We start from the raw sequence: 17,625 nt of genomic DNA, 5'->3' as shown, positions 1-17,625 counted from the left end.
ACGTGCCCGCCCCGCGCCGCTACCTTCCCGCCGATGCCTCACCGACCCCGCCGCACATATGCGGCCGTTCCCCGCTCCTGGATGACCCGCCTGTTCTGGGCCGCCGCGCTCGCGCTCGCCCTCGCCGCCCCCGCCCTCGCGCAGTCGGCGCCGCTCGCACCCTTCGCCAAGTGGGCCGCGCTCGAGCACCTCCGCGCCACGGCCCCCGCCCTCGGGCTCACCGCCGCGGACGTGGCCGAGCTCGCCGTGACGGCGGGCCACCGCAGCGCCCGGAGCGGGCTGAGCTACGTCTACGTCCAGCAGCGGCTCGACGGGATCGACGTGGTCGACGGCCAGGTGACGGTCGCCGTCGACGCCCACGGGGACGTGGTCCACACGGCGGGGGCACTCGTGCCTGGGCTGGTGGGCACGAGCGCCCCCGCGGTCGACGTCGCCGCCGCGCTTCGCCTCGCGGCCCACTCCGTCGGCGCGCCGGTCCCGCCGCTGACGCCCGTGGCGACGGGCGCGGGCCCGGCGCAGGAGACGACGTTCGCGATCGTGGCCGGGGTGCCCGTCACGGCCCGGCTCGTCTATGCGGCCCGGCCCCGCGAGGGCGTCGCGCTCGCATGGGAGCTGCTCGTGCCAACGCCCGGCGGCGACGACGTGTGGCAGGTCCGGCTCGACGCCATCGACGGCCTCGTCTTCTCGGCGGCCGACCTCGTGGTGAGCGAGCACGCCGCGCCGACGGCCGGCCGAGCCGTGGCGGGGGTCGGGCGGCGCGCCGCCGCGGTCCCGCTCGCGTTCGTCGAGGCCGCCCCGGTCGCCGCGGACGGGGCCAGCTACCGCGTGTACCCCGCCCCCTACGAGAGCCCGATCCACGCGCCGACCGCCCCGCCCGCCGACGGCCGCGCGCTCGTCGTCGAGCCCGCGGGCGCGGCCTCCCCGTTCGGCTGGCACGACACGGACGGCGTCGCGGGCCCCGAGTACACCATCACCTGGGGCAACAACGTCCGTGCCTACCAGGACCGCGCCAACGACAACTCGGGCGCGGTGAGCGACTCGCCCGACGGCGGGCCCGCCCTCTCGTTCGACTTCCCGCTCGACCTCACGCTCGCCCCCTCGGCGTACACCGACGCCGCGGTCACCAACCTGTTCTACTGGAACAGCGTGATCCACGACCTCACGGCGCTCTACGGGTTCGACGAGGCCGCGGGCAACTTCCAGCAGACCAACTACTCCGGCGCCGGGGCCGGCGGCGACTACGTCCGGGCCGAGGCCCAGGACGGCGGCGGGACCAACAACGCCAACATGTACACTCCGGCCGACGGCTCCGCGCCCCGGATGCAGATGTACGAGTGGACGACCGGCACTCCCCGCATCGACGGCGACTTCGACGCGGGCATCGTCGTCCACGAGTACGGCCATGGCGTCTCGAACCGGCTCACCGGCGGGCCCGCCCAGGCGGGCTGCCTCGGCAACGCCGAGCAGATGGGCGAGGGCTGGAGCGACTACCTCGGCCTGATGCTCACCCAGCAGGTCGGCGACACCGGCCCGACGCGCCGCGGGATCGGCACGTACGCCCTCGACCAGCCGACGACCGGGGCCGGCATCCGCCCCGCCCCCTACTCGACCGACCTCGCGATCAACCCCTTCACCTACGCCGACTCCCAGACGCAGGCCATCCCGCACGGCGTCGGGTTCGTGTGGGCCACAGCGCTCTGGGAGGTGACGTGGGAGCTCATCGACGCGTTCGGGTTCGATCCCGACCTCACCAACCTCGGCGCCGAGGCTGGCAACCACATCGCCCTCGCGCTCGTGATGGAGGGGATGAAGCTCCAGCCGTGCTCGCCCGGCTTCGTCGATGGCCGCGACGCCATCCTGGCCGCCGACGCCGCGCTCTACCCCGACCCCGCGCGGCCCGGCCTCGGCCGCCACCACGACCTTCTGTGGGCCGCGTTCGCGCGGCGCGGCCTCGGCGTCAGCGCCGATCAGGGCTCGTCGACCTCGAACGCCGACAACGTCGAGGCCTTCGACCTGCCGATCACGGGGGGCGTCGCCGCGATCACGCCTCCCACCCTCGCCTTCGCGCTCGGCGCCGGCGAGGCCGCCACGGCCGACGTGACGCTCGCGCACACGGGCGCCCCCGGCGACGGCACCCTCACCTTCCAGGCCGTCGTCACCAACCTCTCGCAGCCCGACGGCGCCGACGCCCTCGCGGGCGGCCCCGACCTGTTCGGCTACACATTCGCCGACTCCGACGAGCCCGGCGGCCCGGCCGTCGCGTTCACCGACATCTCGGCGACGGGCGCGCCCGTCGCCCTCACCGCCGTCCCGGGCTACGACCCCGACGACGAGGGCTACGCCGACGTCGCGCTCCCCTTCGCATTCCCGTTCTACGGGGCCCCGCACGGGTCCGTCCGCGTCTACTCCAACGGGTTCGTGACGTTCGACGACACGTTCGTCGGCGAGACGTTCACGAACACGGCCGTCCCCGGCGCGGGCATCCCGAATGCCGTCATCGCCCCGTTCTGGGACGACCTCGACGGCGGCGCGTCCAGCGTCGTGTACGCCGCGGCCCTCCCCGACGGCCGGTTCGCCATCCAGTGGGACCGCTACGGGCGCTTCAACGACGCGAGCACGACGGTCACCTTCCAACTCGTCCTCTCTGCCGACGGGACCGCTGAGATCCAGTACGACGCGATGGCGGGCACGCTCGACCGCGCGACGGTCGGGATCGAGAACGCAGCCGGCTCCGACGGCCTGGGCGTCGTCTTCGACGCGCCGTACGTGACGGCCGCCAAGGCCGTCCTGTTCGACGCGCCGACCGCGTGGGCGTCGGTCGCCCCGGTGTCGGGCGACGTCGTCCCGGGCGCGAGCGCCGCGCTCACGGTCGCCGTCGACACGCAGGACCTCCCCGACGGGGCGTACACGGCCGACCTCGTCGTCACCACGAACGACCCCGAGGCCGCCACGACGACCGTCCCGGTGACGCTGACCGTCGGCGGCTCGACGGCCACCTCGTCCGTCGTGATCGCCGGGGCCCGCGGGGCCCGGTTCCTCGGGCCCCCCGCGGCCGGGATGACCGTCGACGACCTCGCGGCCCAGAACCTCGTCCGCGGCGTGCCCGGGTACTTCCCCGACCACCCCAAGCCGACCCTGTGGACCGGGTACGACACGGCCGCCGGCCGGTGGCTCCCCGACGGGGGCGCCGGACACGAGCTCCCGCTCGGCCGCGCGGTCCGGTGGTACCTCCTCGACCGCGACGGGGTCGGCGACCCCGCCGTGAGCGAGAGCCGGGCCCTCCCGTTCACGCTCGCGACCGGCCGCCCGGTCAACGACCGGTTCGTCCGGGTCCCGCTCGACACCGGGGGCAACCGGTTCAACCACCTCGCCAACCCGTTCGCCGAGCCGCTCGACGTCTCGGGGATCCGGTCGTGGCAGGGCGGGGGCGGGCTCTCGCGGAACACCGGGGTCTACACGTACGACCCGGCCACGGCGACGTGGGCCGAGGCCACGACGGTGGCCCCGTGGCAAGCGTTCCGGTTCCGGGCCCGGGGCCCCCGCCGGAACGGGAACCCGCGCGTGCTGACCATCCCTTCGGACGCCCGGGTCCCCGCCGAGCAGGCGGCCCGGACGGCCGCCCCGACGCCCGGCCTCCGCTTTTCGCTGTCGGCCACCGCCGCGTCCGGCCGGCCGCTCCGCGACGCCTCGCTGGCGGTCGTCTTCGACGCCGAGGCGACCGCGGCGTTCGACGCCGACGAGGACACGGAAAAATTCCAGCCCCCGGCCACGGCGTACGCGCTCGTCGGGGCCCGCGTGGGCGGGGCGCTGGCGGCCGTCGACGCCCGGCCGTTCGCCCCGGCCGAGGTCCCTCTGGCGGTCGAGGCCCGGGGCGCGGCGGCCGAGATGACGCTGTCGTGGGACGCGGGCGGGCTCCCAGCCGGGCTGCCCGTCGTGCTCGTCGACCTCGCGACGGGCGAGGAGGTCGACGTCCGGGCGCGGTCGAGCTACGGGTTCCGGCTCGCGCCGAGCCCGGCGCTCGACGACGTCCCGCTCGACGACCTCGCCGACCCGGCCGCGGCGGCCGACCGGTTCGTGCTCCGGATCGGGGCGGCGCTCGCGACGACCGGGGACGTGACCGCCGTTGTGCTCGAGGCCCCCGTGCCGAACCCGTCGGCGGGCGGCGCGCGTCTCGAGTTCGGGATCCCCGAGGCCGGCGCCGTCCGGCTGAGCGTGTTCGACGCGCGGGGCCGCAAGGTCGCCGTACTGGTCGACGGGCCGGTGGCCGCCGGGCGGCACGAGGCGGCGCTCCCGGCCGGGCTCGCGGCCGGGGTGTACGTCGTTCGTCTCGAGGCGGCCGGCGCCGTCGTCACGCGGCGCGCGGCCGTCGTCCGCTGAGGCGCCGCGGCGAGGGCCCAGCGGCCCTTCCCGGCGCGGCCCCTGGGCGCCCGCTCCCCGCCGCCGCGCCGGCGGAGGGGGCGAGGCCGCCGGGACAGGTCCGGGAAGGAAGCTGAGAGTTAAACGGTTAGAAAACAACCCTTCCCTTCTGTCCCGAGGAGGCATCACGCCGTTGAAGGGGCCGTGAACGCTGTGGAGGGTGGAGGCGCGCTGCAGGGTGCGCACCTCGAATGAGGGGCGCGCATGAGAGGGGACCACATCGGAGCCCGTTGTTTTCGTCCCCTCTACTTTCTGAGCCATCGGTTTGCTCATGGGCCCTTGCCGGCCTGTCGACGCCGTCTCGCTGCTCGGGATTTTCTCGCGCTCCTTCCCCAGGTCACCCCCTGACCCATGACTCGCTTCCTACTCGCCAGCGCGCTCGCGCTAGGGCTGGCTGCATCCTCCTTTGCCCAGTCCTCTCCCCTCTCGCCCTCCGCTGAACAAGCGGCGCTCGACTACCTCCGCGCGACGGCCGACGCCTCCGCGGCGGACCTCGCGGACCTCGCCACAGACGGCCACGAGTCCTCGCGGAGCGGGCTGAGCTACGTGTACGTCCAGCAGCGGCGCAGCGGGATCGACGTCGTGGGTGGCACGGCGACCGTCGCCGTCGACCCCCGCAACAACGTGGTCCACGCGGCGGGCGCGCTCGTCCGCGGGCTCGACGCCCCCGGCGTCGCCACGTCCCCGTCGCTGAGCGCCTCGGCCGCCGTCGCCCAAGCGGCCGCGCTCGTCGGCGCCTCGGGCACGCCGACCGCCCCGGTCTCGACCGAGCCCGGCGCCCCGCAGCGGACGATCTTCGGCGAGGTCGCCGGGATTCCGGTCGAGGCCCGACTGGTGTACATGCCCGACGGGAAGAACCCGCTCCGGCTTGCCTGGGAGGCCCTCGTGCCGACGGCCGACGCCCAGCACGCCTGGGTCGTCCGCGTCGACGCGGGGACCGGCGCTGAGCTCGGCCGCTTCGACATGGTCGTGAGCGACGCGTTCGAGCACGCCCCCGGCGGCACGGCCCACTCCGCGGCCACGCCGCTCGCGTTCGTCGAGGCGGCCAGGACGGTCGCCGCGCCGGCGCTCCCCGCCGCCCGCGGCGCGAGCGACGAGTACCGCGTGTTCCCGCAGCCGTTTGAGAGCCCGAACCACAGCGGCACGGTGCCCCCCGGTGACGGCCGCACGCTCGAGGCCGACCCGGCCGACGGCATCGCCTCGCCCTTCGGTTGGCACGACACCGACGGCACCTCGGGCGCCGAGCACACCGTGACCTGGGGCAACAACGTCCGCGCCTACCAGGACCGCGCCGACGACAACACGGGCACGACGGCCGACTCGCCCGACGGCGGGGCCGGCCTCTCGTTCGACTTCCCGGTCGACTTCACGATGGACCCCTCGACGTACACCGACGCCGCGGTCACCAACCTGTTCTACTGGAACAACGTGATCCACGATGTCCTGTACCAGTACGGGTTCGATGAGGCCGCGGGCAACTTCCAGGAGAACAACTACGGCAACGGCGGCGACGGTGCCGACTGGGTCCGGGCCGAGGCCCAGGACGGGGCCGACACCGGCAAGACGAACAACGCCAACATGTTCACCCCGTCCGACGGCTCGCCCCCGCGGATGCAGATGTTCGAGTGGACGACGGCGACCCCCCGCATCGACGGCGACTTCGACGCGGGCATCATCGTCCACGAGTACGTCCATGGCCTGTCCAACCGCCTGACCGGCGGGCGGCTCACGACGGCCTGCCTCAACAACGCCGAGCAGATGGGCGAGGGCTGGAGCGACTGGTACGGCCTGATGTTCACGCAGCAGGTCGGCGACACCGGCCCGATGCGCCGCGGGATCGGCACGTACGCACTCGCCGAGGCGACGGACGGCCCGGGCATCCGGCCCTCCCCGTACTCGACGGACTTCGCCGAGAACGCCTTCACCTACGGCGACCTCCCGCCGCTCGCCGTCCCGCACGGCGTCGGGTTCGTGTGGGCGACCATGCTCTGGGAGATGACCTGGGAGCTCATCGACGACCACGGCTGGGACGCCGACATCTGGGACGCCGCCGGCACGGCCGGCAACCAGATCGCGCTGAACCTCGTGACCGATGCGATGAAGCTCCAGCCCTGTAACCCGGGCTTCGTCGACGGGCGCGACGCCATCCTGGCCGCCGACGCCGCGCTCTACCCCGACGCCGGCAACCCCGGCCAGGGCGTCAACTTCGACGCCATCTGGGAGGCCTTCGCGCGGCGCGGCCTCGGGTTCTCCGCCGACCAGGGCTCGCCGTTCGACGCCGACGACGGCGTCGAGGCGTTCGACCTCCCCATCACCTCGGGGATCGTCGAGATCACCCCGGAGTCGTTCGCCTTCAACGTGTTCGACGGCGGGACCGCCTCGGGCACCGCGACGATCTCCAACACCGGCTCGCCCGGCGACGGGATCGTCGCGTGGGAGGCGTCCATCACCAACTACGCGGAGGGCGGCGACGAGCTCGGCGGCGGCCCCGATGCGTACGGCTACATCTGGACCGACTCGAACGACCCGGGCGGCCCGGCCGTCAACTTCCAGGACATCTCGGGGACCGGGACCCCCATCGCGTTCTCGAGCTCCGACGACGGCTCGGCCGTGGTCGCGCTGCCGTTCGCGTTCCCGTTCTACGGGGTCGACCAGACCGATGTCCGGGTCGCCACCAACGGGTACCTCACCTTCGGCACCGACGGGTCCGACTTCTCGAACGACCCGATCCCGAACACGAACGACCCCAACGACCTGATCGCCCCGTACTGGGACGACCTCCACCTGCGGAGCGGCGCGGGGTACTACGAGACGCTGCCCGACGGGCGGTTCGTGGTCCAGTGGACCAACTTCGGCCGGTTCTCGCCGTCGTCCGGGGAGGACCACACCTTCCAGGCGATCCTCTCCGACGACGGGGACATCGAGTTCCAGTACGCGACGATCACGACGGCCATCCCGACGAGCCACACCACGGGGATCGAGAACGCCGACGCGTCGATCGGCCTCCAGGTGTGGAACAACCAGCCGGGCGTCGTCAGCGACTACGCCGTGCTCATCGAGGCGCCGTACCTGTGGGCCTCGGTGTCGCCGACCTCTGGGTCGATCGCCGAAGGTGAGTCCGACGACCTCCTCATCGAGGTCGACGCCGGCCCGCTCCCCCCGGGGATCTACACGGCCGACCTCGTGATCACGACGAACGACCCGGCCGCGGCCGAGACGGTCATTCCGATCACGATGACCGTCGCCGACGACGGCATCTCGAGCATCGTCATCGACGGGGGCCGCGGCCCACGGTACCTCGGCTCGCCGGTCCTCGGCCTCGAGATCGACGACCTCGCCGAGCAGAACCTCGTCCGCGGCGTGCCCGGGTACTTCCCGTTCGCGGAGCCCAACCTCTGGACCTCGTACGACAACAGCACGGGCCAGTGGGTCCCGTCGACGGGGACCGGGGAGAAGCTCCGCAATGGCAAGGCGTTCCGGTGGTACTTCCTCGACCGCGACGGCGTCGGCGACCCGAACGTCTCCGTCTCGGTGGCCCTCCCGTTCGAGCTGGCGTCGACGCGGACGCCCAACGAGGAAGACACGCGGATCGCGCTCGACACGGACGGCCCACGGTTCAACCACCTCGCCAACCCGTTCGACCGGGCGCTCGACCTCACGGGCTACCAGACGTGGCCGGGCGCGAATGGGATCAAGAGCCGCCGGCTGTACACGTACAACGACGGCGCGTCGGCGTGGCAAACCGCGCCCGACGAGATCCAGCCGTGGGAGGCGTTCCGGTTCCGGGCCAAGCGCCCGCGTCCGAACGGCAACCCGCGCAACCTGACGATCCCGTTCAGCGCGACCGAGTTCGGCCCGGCCCGGACGGCCGAGACGGAGGAGGTCCCCGAGATCGCCTTCGCGCTCACGGCCACTTCGGAGTCCGGCCGGGCCCTCGCCGACCGGTCGCTCGTGATCGAGTTCGACGCCGCCGGGTCGGCCGCGTTCACCGAGGACGAGGACATGGAGAAGTTCCAGCCGCCAGCCCGCGCCTACGCCCTCATCGGGGCCCGGGTCGGGGGCGTCTTTGCCACCCACGACGTCCGCCCGTTCACGGCGTCGGAGATCCCGCTGGCCGTCGAGACTCGCGGGGCGGAGGCGGAGATGACGCTCCGCTGGGACGCCGAGACGCTCCCGGCCGGCCTGCCGGTCGTGCTCGTCGATCTCGCCACCGGTGAGGAGATCGACACCCGGATGCGGAGCTCGTACACGTTCCGCGCGGTCTCCCAGCCCGCCCACGAGGAGGCCCCGCTCAACGACCTCGCCGACGGCGACGCGGCGACGGATCGGTTCGTGCTCCGGATCGGCGACGCGATGGCCTCGGCCGGCGACGTGACCGAGCTCGCGCTCGACACCCCCGCCCCGAACCCGTCGGCCGGCACCGCGCGGATCGGGTTCGCGATGCCGGACGCGGGCAACGCCCGCGTGGTCGTCTACGACGTGCGCGGCCGCCAGGTGGCCGTGCTGGCCGACGGCCAGGTCGGCGCCGGCCGCCACGAGGCGACGCTCGACAGCGGCGCGCTCGCGGCCGGCGTCTACGTGGTGCGGCTCGAGGCGCTCGGACAGGTGATCGTGCGCCAGGCGGTCGTGGTGCGTTAGCGCCCCACCCCCTGCCCTGCAGGCCCGCGGCGGCCGTCCCTTCTGGGGGGCGGCCGCCGTGTTTGATGAGGGCGGGACGGTGCGTGTGGGCCACCGGGGGCAGGGCCACGCCGGGCTGGCGGCTTGCGAGGCGGAGGCGTTTCGGGTCCGCCTTTACCGATTGTCCCCAGAGGCCCGGTTGCGCCAGGCGGGCGGGTCGGGTATCCTGTTCGTCCCCGGCCACGGCTGGGGTACCGAGGGGCCATAGCTCAGTTGGTAGAGCGCTGCAATCGCACTGCAGAGGTCAGGAGTTCGACTCTCCTTGGCTCCACCCTCCCGCCCCGCCGGCCGCCGCCAGCGGGGCGGTGTCGTGTTCGCCCGGCGGGCGACGTCGAGGGTCTACCCGTCCGCTTCGAACCGGACGGCCCCGCCCACGACGGTCATCACGACGGAGCCCGCCAGCAGGGAGTCGGCCGGCGCGTTCAGCGGGTCGAGGTCGAGGACGGTGAAGTCCGCCCACTTGCCGGTCTCCAGCGTCCCCGTCAGGGTGCCGATCCCCGACGCGCGCGCCGGCCAGACGGTGTAGGCCCGGAGCGCCTCTTCGGCGGTGACCGCCTCCTCGGGGTACCACCCGCCTGCGGGCGTCCCGTCTTTCATTCGGCGGGTGGTCGCCGCGTAGAGCCCGTAGAACGGCGACCAGTCGGTCCCGGTAAAGTCGGCGTTGAAGATCAGGAGCGCGCCGCCCCGGCGGAGCGAACGCCAGGCGTAGGCCCCACGCACGCGCTCCGCCCCCAGCCGGTCCTGGGCCCACGGGCTGTCCTCGACGGCGTGCCCCGGCTCCATCGACGCGACGAGGTTCAGCGCCCCGAATCGCTCGACGTCGGCCGGGTGGACGACCTGGGCGTGCTCGACCCGGTGCCGCCGCGCGCGCGCCTCGGGGTGGCGCGAGAACACCGCCTCGTAGAAGTCGAGGACGTCGCGGTTGCCGGCGTCACCGATGGCGTGGATGGCCGCCTGGAACCCGGCCGCGATGAACGCCTCCGTCGCCCCGGGGTCGAACCCGTAGTCCGCGCCCGCGACGCCCCGGTGGCCGGGCTGGTCCGCGTAGTCCTCGAGGAGCTTGGCCCCGCGCGAGCCGAGCGAGCCGTCGTAGTAGGCCTTGACGGCGCGGATCTGGAGCATCGCCTCGGGATCGGCCGTCGGCCCGCGCCGTGTCCACTCCTCCGCGTCCGGCGCGCCCGGGACGCCGACCGCCAGCAGGACCTCGGCGCGCATCGGCAGCGAATCCGACGCCGCGAGCGCCTGGTACGCCGGGAGATAGTCGGCCCGTACGCCCGCGTGATGCGTGGAGACGTAGCCGGCCCGCAGGAGTTGGTCCATTCCGTGACGCAGGATCCGCGTCTTGTGTGCGAGCGAGCGGGGCGGAACGGCGTCGTTCAGCAGGTCGGTGGCGTTGTTGAGCAGCACGCCGGTGAGCGATCCGTCGGGGCGCCGCACCAGCGTTCCGCCGACAGGGTCCTCCGTGGCCGGACCGAGCCCGGCAGCCTCCAGCGCTCGCGCGTTCCCGAACGTGCCGAAGCCTCGCAAGCCCTTCAGCACCACGGGGCGGTCGGGGACCAGCGCATCGAGAAACGCGCGGTCCGGGAGCGCGTCGGCCCAGTCGCCCTCGTCCCAGCCCGTCCCCAGGATCCACTCGCCCTGGGGCCGGTCCGCCGCCGCCAGCCGCTCGGCCATCTCGGCCTCGGTGCGGACGCCGACGAGCGAGATCTCCTCGGCCTTCTCCCCGATCTCGTGCAGGTGCCCGTGGCTCTCGACGAGTCCGGGCACGACGACGGCGCCGTCCAGATCGACGACGCGCGTGTCCGCCCCGCGCATCGCCAGCGCCTGGTCGTCGCTCCCCACGAACACGATGCGGCCGCCCCGGACGACGACGGCGGAGGCGTCGGGCGTCCAGCGCTCCCCGTCGACGGGCGCGTCCGCAGCCGGGCGGCCCTCGACATCGGGGTCCGCCCACGACAACGTGTAGACGCGGGCGTCGTGCAGGATGAGGCTAGGGCCTGCGGACGACCGGCAGCCGCCAGCGAAGGCGACGACCACCGTCGCGAGTACGGCGAACCTTGGGGCGGAGATCATTATGAGCGGTGCGGAGGCATCGGAACATCGCACCGCAGGCCCCGGCCGATCGACCGATCGCGATCCGCCCGTCTCGGCGCCAGCCTCGGGCCTGCTGGCGACCGGGCTGTGCGGGATTCCCCGGCAGAGCCCCGGCGGGCGCCCCGGCAGATCTGGGGCTCGCGCCTCGGTAGGCTCTGGCCCATGCTCGACCTCGCCGCCGCCGCCCTCGCGGGCCTCCTCGGGAGCGCCCACTGCGTCGGGATGTGCGGCGGGTCCGTCGCGCTCCTCGGCCTTGGCGATGGCCCGACCGTCGCCCGGCGCCAGACGGCCTACTTCGCCGGCAAGACCCTGACCTACACGGCGTTCGGGGCGCTGGCGGGCGCGGCCGGAGTCGCCCTGCGCGAGCCCCTCGCCGGACTCGGCGGGGTGCTCGCGGTCGGCTTGGGCGCTGCGATGGTGGCGGCCGGGCTGGCGGTCTGCGGCGTGTGGCCCCGACGGGCGGGCGCGTCCACGATCGGCGCGCGACTGGGGCCCCTCGTCGGTCGACTCGTGGCGTCCGAGCGTCGCGGCGCACTCGTGGCGCTCGGCGCCGTCAACGGGCTGCTGCCGTGCGGGCTGGTCTACGGGATGCTGGCGGTCGCCGCCACGACGGGCGGACCGGGGCGGGGCGCGCTCACGATGGCCGTCTTCGGGCTGGCGACGGTCCCCGCGCTGGCGGCGACGGGCTGGCTGAGCGGGCGGCTCCGCCCCTCGCGCCGGGCCCGACTCCAGCGGCTGGCGGGCGTCGTCGTCGTGGCGATGGGGCTGCTCACGGTCGCTCGCGGCGCACACGCGCTTACGCCCGCCCACGACGCGCCGGCCGAGGTGCTGTGCACGGTCTCCGACCACTGAAGCCGGTCTGAGGCCTACGAACGCGAGGACCCTAAAACAGGGCCGAGAGAAGCAAGAGGCCGAACCCGGCGGCCATTGTCGCCACCATCACGACGAGCAGCGCAACGGCGGTCCCCGACTCTTCGACCGCGGCGTTCCGCTCGTAGGTGGGCAGCAGCGCCAGTTCGCGGTCGCGAGCCAGCCGGTCGTAGTCGCGGCGGCGGCGGCCGGCGGCGAGGGCGGCGTCGAGGGCAGTGTGGAACGCGTCGACGGCGGCGAGGGGCGCGGGGTAGAACCGGCCGTAGCGGCTCCACGGCGTCGCGCCGAGCGGGGTCCGGGCGCGGACGCGCCACAGCAGGCGGTGGCCCGCTGCGGGCACGAGGTTGGGCAACATGATCTCGGTCGCCGGGCCGGCGTCGAGCGCCAGCACGAGAGCCTCGAAGGACGGGTCGGGGGACAGCTCGACGTCGTAGGCGATGGCGCCGGGCACAGCCGTCCACTGCAGCGCGACGGCGGCGGCGTCGACCACCTCGCCGCCGAGCGGCGACCGGACCGACGGCGCAGCGACGTCGAGGACCGGGGGGTCGGCGCGAGCGGGCGCGCCGAAGCCGGGCACAGTCGCCCAGTCGAGCGGGGCGGCGTCCGAAAGGGCGGGGCCTGTGGCGTGCGGCCAGACGGGCGCGGGCGGCGGACCGGCTGGGGCGGCGGGCTCGCGGCGGGCAAGCCGCTGGCGTTCGGCAGCAGCCTCCTCCTGCTGGCGCACGACCTCGAGGTCGGCGGCGGTCCCGGCCACGAACCGGGCGGCGGCGCTCCACGGCCCGCCCTCGCGCCGGACCCACCATACACACGGCCCCGAGGGCAGGGCATCGGCGACCGTGGCCTCGGTCGTCGGCAGGGCCGCCAGATCGACGACCGGGGAGTCGGGGGCGGACGCCGGCGCGATGCGGAGGTCGAAGGCGGCGGCGCCGGGCGGGGCCGACCACCGGAACGTCGCCGCGTCGAGGGGCACGACGGCGCCGTCGACTGGGGCGGTCGGGATGGGGGCAGAGAGGGCGGCGGCGCGGGGCGTGCGGTCAGGCATGGTCGTCGGGGTCGTCGAGGAGGACGCGCAGGGCGGGCGTGTCGACGTCGTCGAACTGGCCGTCGCGGACGGCCCACCGGAAGGCGGCGACGCCGCCCAGGCCGAGCGCGAGCGCGAGCGGCACCAGGATGTAGAGGACGTTCATGAGCGGAAGGAGGGCTGGGCCAGCGCGAGCGCGACGACTGCCAGCGACGACACGGGCATCGCGGCGGCGGCCACGAGCGGCGTCACGAGCCCGGCGACGGCGGCCGCGGCGCCGAGCACGTTGTAGCCCAGCGAGACCGTGAGCAGACGGCGGACCGTCCGCATCGCGGCGTCGGCGCCGTCGAGCACGTCGAGAAGGGGCGCGAGCCCGCGCCGGGTCAGAAAGAGATCGGCCGCGACGAGCGCGGCGGTCGTGCCGCCGCCGACGGCCGCGCCCACATCCGCCTGCCGCAGCGCCGCCGCGTCGTTGACGCCGTCGCCCACCATGAGCACGGTCCGGCCCGCCGCCTGCAGCGCGGCGACGGCCTCGCGCTTCCCCTCGGGCGAGACGCCGCCCCGGGCGCCGTCCACCCAGAGGCGGGCGGCGACGGCGGCGACCGTCGCGGGGGCGTCGCCGGACAGGAGGAAGACGTCGACGCCCCGGGCGCGGAGCCAGGTTACCACGTCGGCGGCGCCGTCGCGGAGGGCATCACCGACGGCCAGCGCCGCCACCGCGCGGCCGTCGACGGCGACGGCGACCGGCGTGTGGCCCGCCGACGCCCATCCGGCAAGCGCAGCCTCTAGCTCGGAGGGCAGCGGGCCGGTCTCGGCGGCGACCCACGACGGCCGCCCGACCGTCACCCGGCGCCCGCCGACGACGCCCCGAACGCCCGCCCCGCCGGTCGACTCGGCATCGGTGACCGGCTCGCGAGAGGGCTCCGCGCACCGGCCGATGGCGTCCGCGAGCGGGTGCGTCGTAGTGGCCTCCAGCGCGGAGGCCAGCGCGAGCGCGCCGTCGTCGCCCCACACGTCGACGACCGCCATCCGTCCCTCGGTGAGCGTCCCCGTCTTGTCGAGCACGACCGTGTCCACGTCGGTCAGCCGCTGGACCGTGCCCTCGGCCTTGACGAAGAGCCCGGCGCGAGCCGCGCGGCCCTGGGCGACCGCGAGCGCGAGCGGCGTCGCCATCCCGAGCGCGCACGGGCAGGTGATGACGAGCAGCGCCGTCAAGTGCGCGGGCATCTGGGCCGGGTCGAGCCGGAGCCAGACGGCGGCCGTCAGCGCGGCGAGGGCGAGCACGCCGAGCACGAACGCGCCGCCGACGCGGTCGGCCCAGAGCACGACGGGCGCCCGGCCCGGGTCGCCGCGCTCGACCCAGTCGAGCAACCGCCCGACGCGCGTGGCGGCGCCGACGGCGCGGACGCGGATGCGGAGCGGCGAGCGGAGGTTGGTCGTGCCCGCCTCGACCGGGTCGCCGACCGCGACGGGTTCGGGCCGGGACTCGCCGGTGAGCGCCGCCCGGTCGATCCGGCTGGCGCCCGTGTCGACGGTCCCGTCGGCCGGAACGACCTCGCCGGCCCGGACCTCGACGAGGTCGCCCGGCGCCAGCTCGTCCACTTCGACCGTCTCGCTGACGCTGTCGCGGACACGCCGCGCGACGCGGGGGACGAGCGCGAGCAGCCGCTCCGACGCCTCGCCCGCCCGGCGCCGGCTCCGCAGCTGGAGCCACCGCGCCGTCAGCAGCGCCGCGATCAAGACGGTCACCGAGTCGAACCAGACCTCACCGTGGCCGGTGACCGTCGCGACCGCGCTCTGCCCGGCGCCGACGGCGATGCCGAGCGCGATCGGCGTGTCGAGGTGGAGCCGCCGTAGGTCGCGGGCGCGCCACGCGAGCCCGATTGATCCCCACGCGCGGCGGAAGAAGGGCGCGGCGCCGTAGCCGACCGCCGGGATCGCGAGCGCCAGCGAGGCCCACCGCGCGGCCGTCGCGAGCGGGCCCGAGTTCAGGCCGCTGTACAGGGCGAATGCGAGCAGCATCGTGTTGCCGGCGAGCGCCCACGCCACGCCCACCCGCACCAAGAGCGCGCGCTCGGCATCGCTCGCGGCGCCTGTCGCCGGGGCAGACAGGCGCAAGGCGTAGCCGAACCGTGCTAGCCACCGGCCGATGTCTCCGAGCCGGACCGCGCGGGGGTCGAACGCCACCGTCAGCCGCGCTCGCGCCAGGTCGAGGCGGGCGCTCGCGACGCCCGGGACCTCGTGCGGGAGCCGCTCGACGAGCCAGACGCACGCGGCGCAGTGCGCGCCGTCGAGGAAGAGCCGCGCCTCGCGCAGGCCACCGTCGAGCGGGCGCGTGGACTCGGCGACGAAGGCGTCGCGGTCGAGCTCCGCCAGCGCGAGCGCGTCGGGCGCCTGAGGCCGCTGGCCGGCTGGCGGAGTGAGCGCGCGGAGCTGGTCGTAGCGGTCGCCGAGCCCCGCGCTCGCGAGCGCGTCGCGGACGACGGCGCAGCCCCGGCAGCAGCACGGCTCACCCGCCGCTGTCGTGACGGGGCGGCGGCCGACGGGCAGTCCGCAGTGCGCACACGCCGCCTCGACGGCGGCCGGGGCCGTGCTGCTCATTCGCCCGGCGCGGCGGTCTCGACGAGCCGCGCGCCGCCGTCCGACCGCGCCGCCGTGACGGTCACGGCCACCATCGTGAGGCTGATCGCGAGCAGGAACACGACGAAGGCCGGCCATGCGATGTGGCTCGGGATGAGAGGCGGGCGGCGCTCGGGGTCGGGCATGGCGTCAGGATCGCCCGCCGGCCGGCGCGCCCCGGCCCGGCGCCCGCTCGCGCCCGCGCCGTCCGCCCCCCACGCGCCGTGCGGGGGAACGCCCCACAGGATGGCACGGAGGAGACGTGCTTGTGCGGGTTCCGCCCCTCGACGACCCGGAGAGAAGAGGGTGAGAGGAGAGGAGGACATTGCGGAGGGCCTCGTCTCCTCTCCCCTCGTCGTCTCGCCTTCCGGATCGCACGCGACCTCTGGGACCAGCGCTAGCGGCTCGGGCCCAGGAGCGTGAATGGCGCCTCGCGCGTGGTCCCGTTGGCGAACACCAGCCGCACCGTCGCTGGGGCCTGCCCGCTGGCGACCGCCGCCGCCGGGACCACCACGAAGCCCTCGACCCGCACCATCTCGCCCGGCGCCACCGCCATCGGCATCGCCGCGCCGAGGCGGATCTCCCCGTCGGCCGGCGACGCCAGCTCGACGCGGAATGCCCCGGCCGTCGCCGTCTGGTTCCGCACGCGCACGCGCACGCGGTTGGCGATGCGCCCGTCGTCCAGCACCACGTACGGGTCGCCGACGGCCCGCGCGACCGACACGTCGTAGGCGTGGCGCGTGGCTAGGGCGACGGTGAAGAGGGCCGCGACGGCCACCAGCAGCACGCCGTACGCCACCGTCCGCCCCCGCACGACGCGGGTTTTTTCGCCCTCCAGCGCCCGCTCGGACGTGTAGCGGATCAGCCCGCGCGGCAGGTCGATCGCGTCCATGATGTCGTCGCAGGCGTCGATGCACTGGGTACAGGCGATGCACTCCATCTGGAGCCCGTCGCGGATGTCGATGCCCGTCGGGCACGTCCGCACGCACGCGCCGCAGTCGATGCAGTCGCCGAGCGGGGGCCGGTCGCCGGCGCGCTCGGCCGCGAGCGCCTTTTTGCCGCGCTTGGCCCGGGGCTCCCCCCGCCCGGGGTCGTAGCTGACGATGAGCGAGTCGGGGTCGAGCAGGATCGACTGGAACCGGCCGTAGGGGCAGGTGATGGTGCACATCTGCTCGCGGAAGACCCCGAAGTCGAACAGGACGAGGCCGGTCGTGAGCGCCGCGAGCACGAAGTAGCCCCAGTGCTCGGTCGGCGGCCCGGTCATCCAGGCGACCAGCCGCTCCCACCCCACGAAGTAGGCCGTGAACGTGTGCGCCAGCAGCGCCGAGGCGACGACGTAAACGGTCCATTTGGCCGCCTTCCGCCACGCCTTGTCGACGCTCCACGGCCCGGCGTCGCGGCGCGCCCGGACGTGCTCGGCCCCCTCGAAGAACCGCTCGACGGGGCGGTAGAAGAACTCGAGGTAGACCGTCTGCGGGCAGCCCCAGCCGCACCACACGCGCCCGAGCAGCGCCGTCCCGAGCGCGACCGTCACCAGGATCGCGATGCCCACGAGCAGCAGCAGGAACGTGTCGGTCGGGTAGAAGGTGAAGCCGAACAAGGTGAACTCGCGCGCCGCGAGGTCGAGCAGGACGGCTGGCCGACCTCCGATCTGGACGATGGGCAGGGCCACGAAAAAGACGATCAGTCCCCACCCGACGACCAAGCGGCGGCGCCAGAAGCGGCCCGTCGAGGGCGTCGGGTAGAGCCATCGTCGCGAGCCGTCGGCGCGGAGCGTCGACAGGACCTCCTCGGGCGAGTCCAGAATGCCGACGTCGGCGGAGGGGATGAACGCGGGCACACGCAGAGGGGGAAGCGCCCAAGGTGTCCCCCGGCGCGCCGCGCGAGCGGCGGCGGTCCACCCGTCGCCCGGTGGGCGCGGCCCCTCG

Annotated in this window: 9 protein-coding genes and 1 tRNA gene; 4 read left to right on the top strand and 6 right to left on the bottom strand. The window is 74.7% G+C overall.

Annotation, left to right across the window (positions count from 1 at the left end; genetic code table 11):
* Nucleotides 1–81 precede the first annotated feature (81 nt).
* The 3 genes from ACLIRP_RS00425 to ACLIRP_RS00415 all read left to right on the top strand — a co-directional run bounded on the left by ACLIRP_RS00425 (nt 82) and on the right by ACLIRP_RS00415 (nt 9,364).
* On the top strand, nt 82–4,377 hold the full coding sequence (locus tag ACLIRP_RS00425) for a M36 family metallopeptidase (RefSeq protein ID WP_412061976.1): 4,296 nt from the start codon (nt 82–84) through the stop codon (nt 4,375–4,377).
* A 390-nt stretch (nt 4,378–4,767) separates the two neighbouring features.
* The gene (locus ACLIRP_RS00420; RefSeq protein ID WP_412061975.1) at nt 4,768–9,054 is read left to right on the top strand and encodes a M36 family metallopeptidase; all 4,287 of its coding nucleotides are present in this window, start codon (nt 4,768–4,770) and stop codon (nt 9,052–9,054) included.
* A 237-nt stretch (nt 9,055–9,291) separates the two neighbouring features.
* A tRNA-Ala gene (locus ACLIRP_RS00415) sits at nt 9,292–9,364 on the top strand.
* A gap of 68 nt (nt 9,365–9,432) precedes the next feature.
* Here the strand turns inward: ACLIRP_RS00415 and ACLIRP_RS00410 are convergent.
* The gene (locus tag ACLIRP_RS00410; protein WP_412061974.1) at nt 9,433–11,166 is read right to left on the bottom strand and encodes an amidohydrolase; all 1,734 of its coding nucleotides are present in this window, start codon (nt 11,164–11,166) and stop codon (nt 9,433–9,435) included.
* A 183-nt stretch (nt 11,167–11,349) separates the two neighbouring features.
* On the opposite strand from ACLIRP_RS00410, the gene ACLIRP_RS00405 reads away from it, so the two are divergent.
* Nucleotides 11,350–12,039: a sulfite exporter TauE/SafE family protein gene (locus tag ACLIRP_RS00405; protein WP_412061973.1), complete on the top strand. Its 690-nt coding sequence runs from the start codon at nt 11,350–11,352 to the stop codon at nt 12,037–12,039.
* Nucleotides 12,040–12,070: 31 nt separating this feature from the next.
* On the opposite strand, the gene ACLIRP_RS00400 is transcribed toward ACLIRP_RS00405, so the two are convergent.
* The 5 genes from ACLIRP_RS00400 to ccoG all read right to left on the bottom strand — a co-directional run bounded on the left by ACLIRP_RS00400 (nt 12,071) and on the right by ccoG (nt 17,537).
* Entirely contained in the window at nt 12,071–13,099 is a 1,029-nt protein-coding gene (locus ACLIRP_RS00400; RefSeq protein ID WP_412061972.1) for a hypothetical protein, read from the bottom strand.
* Nucleotides 13,092–13,244, bottom strand: coding sequence for a cbb3-type cytochrome oxidase assembly protein CcoS (ccoS, locus tag ACLIRP_RS00395; protein ID WP_412061971.1), 153 nt, complete (start codon nt 13,242–13,244; stop codon nt 13,092–13,094). Before ccoS ends, ACLIRP_RS00400 begins: the two co-directional genes overlap by 8 nt.
* Entirely contained in the window at nt 13,241–15,679 is a 2,439-nt protein-coding gene (locus ACLIRP_RS00390; RefSeq protein ID WP_412061970.1) for a heavy metal translocating P-type ATPase, read from the bottom strand. The genes ccoS and ACLIRP_RS00390 overlap by 4 nt, the downstream gene beginning before the upstream one ends.
* A complete protein-coding gene (locus ACLIRP_RS00385) occupies nt 15,676–15,843 on the bottom strand; it encodes a hypothetical protein (protein WP_412061969.1) in 168 nt (55 codons plus the stop codon). Before ACLIRP_RS00385 ends, ACLIRP_RS00390 begins: the two co-directional genes overlap by 4 nt.
* Before the next feature lie 251 nt (nt 15,844–16,094).
* A complete protein-coding gene (gene ccoG, locus ACLIRP_RS00380) occupies nt 16,095–17,537 on the bottom strand; it encodes a cytochrome c oxidase accessory protein CcoG (RefSeq protein WP_412061968.1) in 1,443 nt (480 codons plus the stop codon).
* Nucleotides 17,538–17,625: the final 88 nt, after the last annotated feature.

The sequence above is a fragment of the Rubrivirga halophila genome, assembly GCF_046845755.1.
Taxonomy (GTDB): domain Bacteria; phylum Bacteroidota; class Rhodothermia; order Rhodothermales; family Rubricoccaceae; genus Rubrivirga.
This window is presented reverse-complemented; position numbering and strand designations above follow the sequence as displayed.

Bases quoted from the DNA above. Each gene is read 5' to 3' on its own strand.
- ACLIRP_RS00425 (WP_412061976.1), top strand. From the start codon at position 82: ATGACCCGCCTGTTCTGGGCCGCCGCGCTCGCGCTCGCCCTCGCCGCC.
- ACLIRP_RS00420 (WP_412061975.1), top strand. From the start codon at position 4,768: ATGACTCGCTTCCTACTCGCCAGCGCGCTCGCGCTAGGGCTGGCTGCA.
- ACLIRP_RS00410 (WP_412061974.1), bottom strand. From the start codon at position 11,166: ATGATCTCCGCCCCAAGGTTCGCCGTACTCGCGACGGTGGTCGTCGCC.
- ACLIRP_RS00405 (WP_412061973.1), top strand. From the start codon at position 11,350: ATGCTCGACCTCGCCGCCGCCGCCCTCGCGGGCCTCCTCGGGAGCGCC.
- ACLIRP_RS00400 (WP_412061972.1), bottom strand. From the start codon at position 13,099: ATGCCTGACCGCACGCCCCGCGCCGCCGCCCTCTCTGCCCCCATCCCG.
- ccoS (WP_412061971.1), bottom strand. From the start codon at position 13,244: ATGAACGTCCTCTACATCCTGGTGCCGCTCGCGCTCGCGCTCGGCCTG.
- ACLIRP_RS00390 (WP_412061970.1), bottom strand. From the start codon at position 15,679: ATGAGCAGCACGGCCCCGGCCGCCGTCGAGGCGGCGTGTGCGCACTGC.
- ACLIRP_RS00385 (WP_412061969.1), bottom strand. From the start codon at position 15,843: ATGCCCGACCCCGAGCGCCGCCCGCCTCTCATCCCGAGCCACATCGCA.